This is a genomic window from Corallococcus sp. CA041A (assembly GCF_003612075.1).
GTDB classification, from domain to species: Bacteria; Myxococcota; Myxococcia; order Myxococcales; family Myxococcaceae; genus Corallococcus; species Corallococcus exiguus.
Window position 1 is genome coordinate 1 of the sequence record NZ_RAWF01000310.1, and the last position, 11,196, is coordinate 11,196.

Genomic DNA, 11,196 nt, shown 5'->3' on the forward strand with positions numbered 1-11,196 from the left:
GCCCTGCCCCACCCCCGTGACTCCAATGATTCCAGCTCCTTGGCGCTGGCATCGGACGTGCTCTGTCCCCTCCACGTCAGGGCGCCCCCAGCGGGTGTCGGAGCATCAGGAGACTCACCATGGAAATCCGCTTCTTTGGCGTTCGGGGCAGCATCGCGGTGTCGGGCTCGCGCATCGGTGGCAACACGGCGTGCGTGGAGGTGACGAGCCAGGGCGAGCGGCTGATCCTCGACGCGGGCACGGGCATCCGGACGATGGGCGAAGTCATGATGCGCGAGGGCGCTCCCCAGAAGGCGACGATGTTCTTCTCGCACCTGCACTGGGATCACGTGCAGGGCTTCCCCTTCTTCACGCCCGCGTACCTGCCCACCACGTCGCTGACGATGTACGGCCCCGGCGCGAATGGCGCGCAGGCGCTGGAGTCCACGCTGTCGCAGCAGATGCGCCCGCCGCAGTTCCCGGTGCCGCTGTCCACCATGCGCTCGAAGATGACCTTCGGCGCCGCGATGCACGGCCGCACCGTGGAGGTGGGCCCCTTCAAGGTGACGCCCATCGACGTGCCCCACCCGGACGGCTGCATGGCCTACCGGGTCGAAGCGGACGGCCACTCCTTCGTGTACGCCACGGACGTGGAGCTGCCGGAGCGCCTCACGCCGGACGTGGCCCGCCACTTCGAGGGCGCGGACGCGCTGTGCCTGGACGCGCAGTACACGCCCGACGAGTACGAGGGCAAGAAGGGCATGTCCAAGAAGGGCTGGGGCCACTCGACGATGATGGACGCGGCCAAGGTGGCCAAGGACCTGCACGCCGGGCGCCTCTTCCTCTTCCACCACGACCCGTCCCACGCGGACGAGCTGCTGGAGGACATGGCGCAGGAGGCGCGCGGCCTGTTCCCCTTCACCGAGCCCGCGCGTGAAGGCCAGCGCATGCTCCTGGGCCGCGCGGCGGGCGCATGAGCGCCGCGAGCCCGGAGCCGTGCGATAGACTGTCTCCAGCGCCCTTCTCTCTTCCGCCGCTGCCCGCCGCCATGCCCTCGTCCCCGCCGGATGTGTCCCAGGTCCTGCTCCCCCTTGGTGGCCTCGTCGGGCGCGAGGTGGACCTGGACGCCTTCCTCCAGACGCTCGTGGACCGCATCGCCATCACGCTCCAGGCGGACCGGGGCACGCTGTGGCTGTTGGACCCCGTGCGCCGAGAGCTGTTCAGCCGCGCGGCGCACCTGCCGGAGGTCGCGCAGATCCGCGTGAAGCTGGGCCAGGGCGTGGCGGGCTACGTGGCGGAGGCCGGCGAGCCCGTGCACGTGCCGGATCCGCGCGGCGAGCGCCGCTTCTTCGCGGACATCGACCGGATGACGGGCTACCGCACCATCAGCCTGGCCGCGGTGCCGCTGCGCGACGCGGCGGGCGCCGTGTACGGCGTGCTCCAGGTGCTCAACCGCCTGGGCGGAGGCCCCTTCACGGAGGACGACACCCGGAAGCTCACCGACATCGCGGCGCAGGTGAGCACCGCCCTCCAGAGCACCAGCCTCTACCAGGAGCTCCAGCGCGCGAAGGATCAACCGCAGGCCCCGGTGGGCTACTTCTTCAACCGCATCATCGGAGAAGCCCCGCCGCTCAAGGCGCTCTACCGCCTGGTGCAGAAGGCCGCGCCCACGGACGCCACCGTGCTGCTGCGCGGGGAGAGCGGCTGCGGCAAGGAGCTCTTCGCGCGAGCCATCCACGTCAACGGCCCCCGGCGCGACAAGCCCTTCGTGAAGGTGGACTGCGCGGCCCTGCCCGCCGCCCTCATCGAGAACGAGCTCTTCGGCCACGAGAAGGGCGCCTTCACCGGCGCCGACCACCGCATGCCCGGCAAGTTCGAGGCGGCAGACGGCGGCACCGTCTTCATCGACGAGCTGGGCGAGTTGCCCCAGGCCGTGCAGGGAAAGCTCCTGCGCGTGCTGCAGGACCGCGAGTTCGAACGCGTGGGCGGCACGCAGGCCGTCAAGGTGGACGTGCGCATCGTCGCGGCCACCCACCGCGACCTGCCGCGCATGGTGGCGGAGGGCAGGTTCCGCGAGGACCTCTACTACCGCATCAAGGTCGTGGAGCTGCTCCTGCCCCCGCTGCGCGAGCGCGGCGCGGAGGACATCGAGCGGCTCGCCCGTCACTTCGTCGCGACCGCCGCGAAGCGCCACCGCCTGCCCGTGCCCCGCCTCGGCGCCACCGCGCTCGCGAGGCTCAAGCGCTACCGCTGGCCCGGCAACGTGCGCGAGCTGGAGAACTGCATCGAAAGCGCCGTGGTGCTGTCCGAGGGCGAAATCCTGGAGGAGCACCTGCCCCTGCCCTCCCTGGACCGTGCGCCCTCGCCCACCGAACCAGACGCGCCGCAAGCGCCCGCCGCCACACCGGACGCACCGCTCCTCCTTCCGCTGGCGGAGGTGGAGCGCCGCCACATCCTGCGCGTGCTGGAGGCCGTGAAGGGCAACCGCACCGCGGCCGCGCGCACGCTGGAGATCGGCCGCAACACGCTCGCCCGCAAGCTCAAGGAGTACGGCCTGGCGGACGAGGGCTGAACTTCGAATCGCCCTCGAAGCCCGAGCCCCGCCCCCCAGCGGGCGGCCATCTGGGCGGCAGCCCGTCCGGGAGTGCCTTTCGGCGGACACCGGGGGCACCTCTCCTCAGGGCCGTTGTGCGCACCCGCGAGGGCCGGACACGTGCCCGTCCGAGGGGAAGGAGCACGTCATGGCGGATGTCCTCGATGCCCATTCAAGCGGGCCCCCAGCGCATCGGGAGGTGCGGACCGGCAGGATCATCGGCATCTCCGTGGTGGCCGCCCTGGGCGGATTCCTCTTCGGCTTCGACACCGCCGTCATCAACGGCACGGTCGTCGCACTGAAGGCCGAGTTCGCCGCGAGCAGCCTGGGCCTGGGGCTGGCGGTATCCTCCGCGCTCATCGGCTCGGCGGCGGGCGCCTTCGCCGCGGGGCCCTTCGCGGACCGCTACGGCCGCCGGCGCGCGATGATGCTCGCGGCGGCGCTGTTCATCATCAGCGCCATCGGATCGGGGCTCGCGTTCTCCCTCTGGGACCTGAGCTTCTGGCGGCTGGTGGGCGGCCTGGGGGTGGGCTTCGCCAGCGTCGTCGCGCCCACGTACATCGCGGAGATCGCCCCGGCGTACCTGCGCGGCCGCCTGGCGTCCCTGCAACAGCTGGCCATCGTGTCCGGCATCTTCGTGGCCCTGCTGGGGGACTTCGCCATCGCGCTCTACGCGGGCTCCGCCTCCAAACCCACCTGGCTGGGCTTAACCGCGTGGCGGTGGATGTTCTTCAGCGGCCTGCCACCCGCGCTCTTCTACGGCATCGGCGCCATCTTCATCTCGGAGTCCCCGCGCTTCCTCGTGGCCAAGGGCCGTGAGCAGGAGGCGCTGAGCGTGCTGAGCGACATCGAGGGGGACGCCGCGCCCGCCAAGGTCGTGGAGATCCGCCGCTCGCTGCGCACGAACTACACACCGCACCTGGCGGACCTGAAGGGCGGCCGCTTCGGGTTCCTGCCCATCGTGTGGATCGGCATCGTGCTCGCGATGCTCCAGCAGTTCGTGGGCATCAACGTCATCTTCTACTACTCCAGCGTCCTCTGGCAGGCGGTGGGCTTCTCCGAGCACAACGCGCTGGCCATCACCGTCATCACCAGCGTCACCAACATCCTCACCACGCTCGTGGCCATCGCGTTCGTGGACAAGGTGGGCAGAAAGCCCCTGCTGCTCATCGGCTCCGTGGGCATGGCGCTCACGCTGGGGCTGCTGGCGTATCTCTTCGGCACCGCGCCGTTGGATGCCGCGGGCAAGCCCGTGCTGCAGGGCGCGGCAGGCACCACCGCGCTCATCGCCGCCAACCTCTACGTCGTCTTCTTCGGCTTCTCGTGGGGGCCCATCGTCTGGGTGCTGTTGGGCGAGATGTTCCCCAACCGCATCCGAGCGCTCGCGCTGTCCATCGCGGCCATGGCGCAGTGGCTGGCCAACTTCCTGGTGTCCGCCACGTTCCCGTCGCTGCAGGCCGTGGGACTCGGCTGGGCGTACGGCCTCTATGCCGCGGCCGCCGTCTTCTCGATCTTCTTCGCCGCGAAGTACATCCGCGAGACGAAGGGTCAGGAGCTGGAACAGATGTAGCCCCGCGAGACAGGGCGATACACGGAAGCCCGTACACCCTTACGGGCTTTCTTCATTTTTACGCATCGGCTGGGTGAGAAAACACCTGATCCATTTGACACCTGGGGTCACAGGCTTTCAGCATCACCTTCATGCTGAAACATTCCCCCCTGCTCCCCCGGATTGCGAGCGTCCTGCTCGCTTCCCTCCTCCTCACACTGACAGCGTGTCCCGGCGACGAAGGCTCGGACGAAGACGGCGGCACGAACATCACGGACGGGGGCCAGAGCGACGCGGGTCCCGACGGCGGCGACCCCACCAAGCAGCCCGACGGCGGCACGTACGACCCGGGTCCCCAGGTCTGTGGTGACGGCAAGGTCCAGAAGGGCGAGGCCTGTGACGACAGCAACACCGTGAGCGGTGACGGCTGCACGTTCGACTGCAAGGAGGTCGAGGTCGGCTTCGAGTGTCCCGTGTCGGGCCGGCCCTGCATCGTGGCGACGGCGTGCGGCAACGGCATCGTCGAGGAAGGCGAGGTGTGCGACGACCGCAACAACGAGTCCAACGACGGCTGCAAGGCGGACTGCTCCGCCGTGGAGACCGGCTGGTCCTGCCCCTTCCAGGGACAGCGCTGCCGCGCCGCCGAGTGCGGTGACAGGATCATCGCCGGCGAGGAGGAGTGCGAGGACGGCAACCTCATCAAGGGCGACGGCTGCAGCGACACCTGCCGCCTGGAGCAGGGCTACAAGTGCGACACCATTGGCCAGCCGTGCGCGAAGACGACCTGCGGCGACGGCAAGAAGGAAGGCACCGAGCAGTGCGACGACGGCAACCACGACATGGGCGACGGCTGCTCGCCGCTGTGCGTGCTGGAGCCCCGGTGCGTGAACGGCACCTGCGAGGCCCGCTGCGGCGACGGCGTCATCCTCCCCGGTGACACCACCGAGCAGTGCGACGACGGCAACACCCGCTCCAACGACGGCTGCTCGTCCGACTGCAAGCTGGAGGCGGGCTTCGCCTGCTTCAACGTCAAGGGCACCCTGCCGGACGTGGTGGAGATCCCCGTCGTCTACCGCGACTTCCGCGGCAAGGGTCAGCCCGTCGGTGGCAACTACCCCGCCACCATCCACCCGGACTTCGACGACGCGAACGGCGCGGAGCAGGGCATCGTCGGCGCGAAGTTCGCCGCCCTCGGCGCGGACGGCAAGCCCGTCTATGCGAAGGAGGGCGTGTCCTCCGGCACCACCCACGGCAAGACGGCCTTCGACCAGTGGTACCGCGACACGGCCAACATCAACGTCACCGAGGTCGGCACGCTGAAGCTCGACAAGCAGGCCAACAACTCCTACGTGTTCGACGACCAGACCTTCTTCCCGCTCGACGACAGCGGCTGGGTGGGCCTGGGCAAGGAGAACCGGCTCAACGACAACAACGGCATCAAGCGCAACTTCAGCTTCACCAGCGAGACGCGCTACTGGTTCGAGTTCAAGGGCAACGAGGTGCTGACGTTCCTGGGTGACGACGACGTCTGGGTGTTCATCAACCGCAAGCTCGCCCTGGACCTGGGCGGCGTGCACGGTGCCACCTCCGGCACGGTGTCCCTGGCGGACGCGGCCACCGTGTCAGGCCTGGGCCTGGTGAAGGGCAAGATCTACGAGGTCGTCGTGTTCCAGGCGGAGCGCCACACGTCCCAGTCCTCGTACAGGCTGACCCTGAACAACTTCGAGACCCAGCGCACCGAGTGCAAGTCCACCTGCGGCAACGGTACGGTCGATCAGGGCGAGACGTGCGACAACGGCAACCTCAACGGCCCGGGCTACGGCAAGTGCAGCCTCACCTGCATCTGGAACGCCCGCTGCGGCGACGGCATCACCCAGTACAACTTCGGCGAGACGTGCGACGACGGCAACACCAACAACTTCGACAACTGCCCGAACAACTGCCAGATCGATCCGGGGTAGTCGTCCCGCCGTCCCTGGTTCCCTCGCGGACCGGGGACTTCCGCCCGGACCTCACAGGGTCCGGGCGAGCATGAACACGGCGGCCAAGGGACAGCGCCCCGGCCGCCGCGAAGTGCCTCCAGGCCCGGCGGGACAACACCCCGCCAGTGCCCGTGGCGCCCTCCCCCAGCACCATCAGCGCCGGACGCCCGCCGCGCCCGCGCAGTTGATAGGTGCCGTCGAGGGATCCGCGCTCAAGCTCCCCCACCACCAAGCACGCTTCCCCAGGAACGCCCACGCGCTCCCAGGACAGCGCCTGCGCGGGCGCCCCCAACAGCTCCGCACGGGTGAGCGCGGGCGGAGCCAGGCACCGGCGCACCTCCACCGGCGCCAGCAGCGCGGACGGCGCGAAGCCCACCGCCGCCCGCGTGCGCTCGCCCTTCAGGATCAGCACCGGCGAGTACGCGCGCTCGCGAGACAGGAGCGGCCCCTTTCGGCCGTGCGTCCCCACCGCGTGCACCGCCGCGTCGTAGAAGGCGCAGGGCACGCCGCCCGGTGACGTCAGCGTCTCCACCGAATCCAGCTGGCCCCGGTACACGCCGAAGCCCGGGGGCCGCCCCGCGCGCAAGGCCTCCACCGCCTCATCGAGTGACATGGGCGCGGCGCCGCGCAGCGCATCCGCCCGCAGGCGCACCCGGGCCCCCCGGGCGGACACCCCCGCGGCCAGCACCAGCAGCACGGCGCCCAGCGCCTTCACCAGCACGTCCGGCGACACGGGCACCAGCGGCGTCCCGCGCATCCACGGGACGAAGAGCACCAGCCCCAGGGCCAGCGCCCCGAAGCCCGCGAGCATCCAGCGAGGCCGCGCGTCCGTGGGCGTCCGCCCCAGGGTGAAGGTCGCCCAGAGCAGCAGGGCCAGGCCCACGCCACAGAGCGGCAGCAGGAGCACGCGCCCCAGGTCCACGGCCATGCCCCACCCCCGCCCGCGTGCCGGACGGCCCCGAGACGACGGAGCCCGGCGGGAGCAAGGTGGGAACGGGCGGACGGGGCGGCAAGCCCCATCCCCTTGCCGGAAGGCCGCGGCGGACTACTCGCCGGGGACGCGGCGCACGGGGCGCTCCTGCAGCGGCCCCACGACCTTCAGGTCATCGAAGATGCACTCGAGGTTGCGGCAGCCCAGCGCCAGCTTGCCCACGCGGCCCTCGAAGCCCGGCAGCACCTTGGAGGCGAAGAGCTTCTTGTTGAGGAAGGCGTCCACCCGCACGCCGCTCTTCTGCCGCTTGAGCTGGAGCTTCACCAGGAAGGGGCCCTGCTTCGGCACCGGCATCTCGTCCTGGACCAGGTTCTTGGTGTCCTCGGCGCTGTTGCCCACCACTTCATGCCCGTCTTCCGGGGAGAAGTAGCGCCACGACAGGCGCATGCCCGCGTCGGGGATGGCGAAGACGGACACCTGCACGTCGCGGATGCGGAACGCCAGCTCGCCGAAGTGCTGCCCGTCCTCCTCCACCGACCACTGCTTCCCCAGCGGGTTCACGTCCATCAGCACTTCGGCCGTGAAGTCGTCGCTCGTGAAGTAGCGGTGCGCCAGGTACGCGCGCGGCACCAGCTTGCCGTCCGCCTCGCGGCCGGCCTGCACGACGCGCAGCTCCCCCTGGTCCATCGTCCACGTGCCGCTGTGGACGTTGATCTCCTCCTCGCCCGGCCCGAAGCCCAGCTCCAGGGTGGAGCTGGCCGAGCCGGCCTCGGGCGGCGTGAGCCTCAGGCCGGAGAACACCTCCCCTTCCGTGTTGGCCGGGAAGTGCAGCTCCGTGAGCGGGGGCGGCTTCGGGCGGCCAAGGCCGTACTCCTCGTCGCCCAGGCGCAGGCTCACCGGCCCCACGAAGGCGCGCACCGCCAGGCCCAGCACGGCCAGGCCGCCCACCACGGACAGGCCGGTGCGCACCCGGCCCCAGCCCGCGTGGATCGTGTCCAGCACTGCGGACTCGGCGGCCGTCGGGGACTTCATCGGAGCCACGTGCGAGGTCCGCGCGCGCGCCAGCGCCGACGCCGGCGCCACCACGTGCGGCGACGACGAGGCCGTCACCAGCCCTTCCAGCGCCTCGCACACCTCCGTGGCGGTGGCGTAGCGGGCCTCGCGGTCCGTCTCCAGCAGGCGCTCCACCACCGGATCCAGGCGCGGATCCAGGCCTCGCACGCGCTCGGACGGCAGCTTGAAGCGGCCCACGGGCAGCTCGCCCGTGAGCGCCTCGTACATCATCACGCCCAGGGAGAAGAGGTCCGCTCTCCCGTCCACGTTCTTCGCGTCCCGGCGCTGCTCCGGGGCCATGTAGTTGAGCGTGCCCATGGCCACCGCGGTCGCGGTGAGCTGCTTCTCCGAATCCGGCTCGCGGATGCCCGCCAGGCCGAAGTCCGCCACCTTCGCGTGCAGCCGCCCATCCAGCAGGATGTTCTCCGGCTTCAGGTCGCGGTGGATGATGTTCTTGGCATGCGCGCACTCCACGGCGCGCGCCACCTGGAGCAGCACCTTCAGCGACTGCGCGGGCGAAATCGGGTCCCTGCCGCTCAGCGCGTGGCGCAGCGACTGGCCCTCCACGTACTCCATGACGAAGTAGTAGTGCTCGCCCTGCACGCCCCGGTCGATGATCTGCACGATGTTCGGGTGGCTCAGGGCCGCGAGCGCGGTCGCCTCCTTGTCGAAGCGCGACACGAACTCCGCGTCCTTCGCCAGCCGGGGCGGCAGCATCTTCACCGCCACCGTGCGGCCCAGGGAGCGCTGGCGCGCGAGCCACACCTCGCCCATGCCGCCGCGCCCCAGCACCTCCAGGAGCTCCAGGCCCGGAAGCTCGGGCTTCGCGCCCGTCAGAATCGTTTCCGCGGTCTCGATGTCGCGGATGCCCGTGTTCAGGGGCGCGCGCGGGGCCTTCACCCCCAGCGACTCCGGGCGCACCAGCGTGGCCCCGACCGCCTCCGCTGCCACCGGGCCCGTCGCGGGCAATGCCACTCCAGACAAAGGCGCGTCGCGGCCCTCGGCGGAGGCAGACACCGCCCCCGCGGGAACCTCGCCCTCGTCCGCCTTCCCCACGCCATCCGGTCGCGGGATGTTCATCTCGTTGCCCCCTGGGACGGAGCCGGCCCTGATCTCCTGTCCCACCGAGTCCTCCCCGCCCGCTCCAACACCTGGAGCGGCGGAAGGTGAAGTCGATTCTGGCGGTTCATCCGCAGTGCGCGGCGTGAACGTCACCGCGTTGCCTGCTTCGTCGTGGACCTTGTCGGCCGGACGGATGCCCGACGGCTCGGGCGGGCGGTGGATGCCGGACACGTCCGGGCGGTGGATGCCGGACACGTCCGCGCGCCGCACCTCGAACCGGATGCCGCAGCGGCACGTCACCTTCTGGCCGCTCACGTACACCCGGGTGTCGTGCACCGTGCCGCAGTTGGGGCACGACTGGGTCGTCGTCATGGACGAGGAGCGCACCGTCAGCGCACCTTGCGGGAGGTGGAAGTGGTCAGCTCCGCGCCGTGGACGCGGAAGGTCTGCACGCCCTTCTCCTTGCCCTTCACCTGCTGCAGCACCGGCAGCTCCTCCACGTCGAAGCCCGGCCCGGACTTGCGCACCGTGGCCTCCGACGCCAGCACCTCGCCGCTCTTCGCGATGCCGCACAGCCGCGACGCGGTGTTCACGGTGTCGCCGATGGCGGTGAACTCGTGCCGCTCCGCGCTGCCCATGTAGCCCACGACGGCCTGGCCGGTGTTCACGCCGATGCCCACTTCGATGGGCTTCTTGCCATCCAGCACGCGCTGCCGGTTGAGCTCCGTGACGGCGTCCTGCATCTCCAGCGCGGCGCGCAAGGCGCGGGCCGGATCATCCGGGTGGGACGACGGCGGACCCCACACCGCCATCACGCAGTCCCCGATGAACTTGTCCAGGTTGCCTTCGTAGCGGAACACCACGTCCGCCATGGCGGTGAAGAAGCTGTTGAGCATCGACACCACCTCCTGCGGCGAGTCGCTCTCCGCCAGGGTGGTGAAGCCACGGATGTCCGCGAACAGGCAGCTCACCTCCGCGAGCCGGCTCTGGCGCAGGTCCTCCGTGCCGCCGTTGATCACCGCGTCCGCCACCGCCTTGGACAGGAAGCGCGACAGCTCCGCGCGCGTCACCGCCTCGTTGCGGATCTGCTCCGCCAGGGCCGCGTTCTCCAGCGCGATGCCCGCCTGCGCGGCGATGCCGGAGAGGATGGTCAGGTCCTTCTCCGAGAAGGCGTTGATCTGCTGGCGGCTGTCCAGGAACAGCACCGCCATGATGTCGCCGTTGACGAGCAGCGGCACCGCCATGGCGGACCGGATGCCCTGCGCCACGATGCTCTCCGCGGCGGAGAAGCGCTCGTCGATGATGGCGTCCGCGGTGAGCACCGCCTTGCCCGTCTCCACCACGCGCTTGAGCACGGTGTCCGACAGCATGACGTTCACCTGCTTGCCCTGCCGGTGGTGCACCGCGGCCGGGATGAACTCCCCCTGCGGACCCACCTTCAGGATGACGCCGTGGTCGGCCGCGAGCAGCTCGAAGGCCACCTTCAGAATCTGCTCGAACAGGTCGTCCTGCGTGCCCTTGAGGCTCACCTGCCGGTGGAACTCGTGGACGATGCGCAGCTTCTCGTAGTCCCGGCGCAGCGCGGCGGTGTCCGTCACCTGGTCGGCTGGACGGAAGTTCTGCGGCACCTGGTCCATCTGCGCCAGGAAGGCCGGCATGGAGACGGCGTTGGCCACCACCGTCACGCCCGGCAGCGTGGGCGGGTTGCTTCCGCCGGGCAGGGCCTCGCCGCTGTGGAAGACGAGCCTGGAGGAGCCCAGGGCGATCTCATCCCCGTCCTTCAGGCGCATCTCCCCCGTCACCCGGCGCCCGTTGACGAAGGTGCCGTTGGACGAGTTCAGGTCGCGCAGCACGAAGTCGCGCCCCACCTTCTCGATGGTGGCGTGCTCCTTGGAGACCTCTCGGTCCACCAGCCGCAGCGTGTTGGAGGGATGGCGGCCGAGCGACGTGGTGGGGCCCAGGGGAAACTCCCCCAGCGACCCGTCCGCGAACCGCCCCGTCAGGTGCGGCCCGCGCGGGTGCGACCCGGACCTGGGCGGGAATGGGG

General features: G+C 70.4%; 7 protein-coding genes. 4 read left to right on the forward strand and 3 right to left on the reverse strand.

Annotation, left to right across the window (positions count from 1 at the left end):
• Positions 1–119: 119 nt before the first annotated feature.
• From D7V77_RS36210 to D7V77_RS36225, 4 genes are all read left to right on the forward strand, one after another.
• Positions 120–956: an MBL fold metallo-hydrolase gene (locus D7V77_RS36210; RefSeq protein ID WP_120580825.1), complete on the forward strand. Its 837-nt coding sequence runs from the start codon at positions 120–122 to the stop codon at positions 954–956.
• Positions 953–2,551, forward strand: coding sequence for a sigma 54-interacting transcriptional regulator (locus D7V77_RS36215; protein WP_120580826.1), 1,599 nt, complete (start codon positions 953–955; stop codon positions 2,549–2,551). Before D7V77_RS36210 ends, D7V77_RS36215 begins: the two co-directional genes overlap by 4 nt.
• Positions 2,552–2,720: 169 nt before the next feature.
• Complete coding sequence (locus D7V77_RS36220; protein ID WP_120580827.1) at positions 2,721–4,142, forward strand: sugar porter family MFS transporter; 1,422 nt, start codon at positions 2,721–2,723, stop codon at positions 4,140–4,142.
• A 131-nt stretch (positions 4,143–4,273) separates the two neighbouring features.
• Positions 4,274–6,082, forward strand: coding sequence for a DUF4215 domain-containing protein (locus tag D7V77_RS36225; protein ID WP_120580828.1), 1,809 nt, complete (start codon positions 4,274–4,276; stop codon positions 6,080–6,082).
• Here the strand turns inward: D7V77_RS36225 and D7V77_RS36230 are convergent.
• The 3 genes from D7V77_RS36230 to D7V77_RS36240 all read right to left on the reverse strand — a co-directional run bounded on the left by D7V77_RS36230 (position 5,991) and on the right by D7V77_RS36240 (position 11,152).
• Positions 5,991–7,031: a hypothetical protein gene (locus tag D7V77_RS36230; RefSeq protein ID WP_233597452.1), complete on the reverse strand. Its 1,041-nt coding sequence runs from the start codon at positions 7,029–7,031 to the stop codon at positions 5,991–5,993. The two genes, D7V77_RS36225 and D7V77_RS36230, sit on opposite strands and share 92 nt — an antisense overlap.
• 117 nt (positions 7,032–7,148) lie before the next feature.
• Positions 7,149–9,521, reverse strand: a complete 2,373-nt coding sequence (locus D7V77_RS36235; RefSeq protein ID WP_120580829.1) for a serine/threonine-protein kinase — start codon at positions 9,519–9,521, stop codon at positions 7,149–7,151.
• A 17-nt stretch (positions 9,522–9,538) separates the two neighbouring features.
• A complete protein-coding gene (locus tag D7V77_RS36240; RefSeq protein WP_120580830.1) occupies positions 9,539–11,152 on the reverse strand; it encodes an adenylate/guanylate cyclase domain-containing protein in 1,614 nt (537 codons plus the stop codon).
• Between the last annotated feature and the right edge of the window lie 44 nt (positions 11,153–11,196).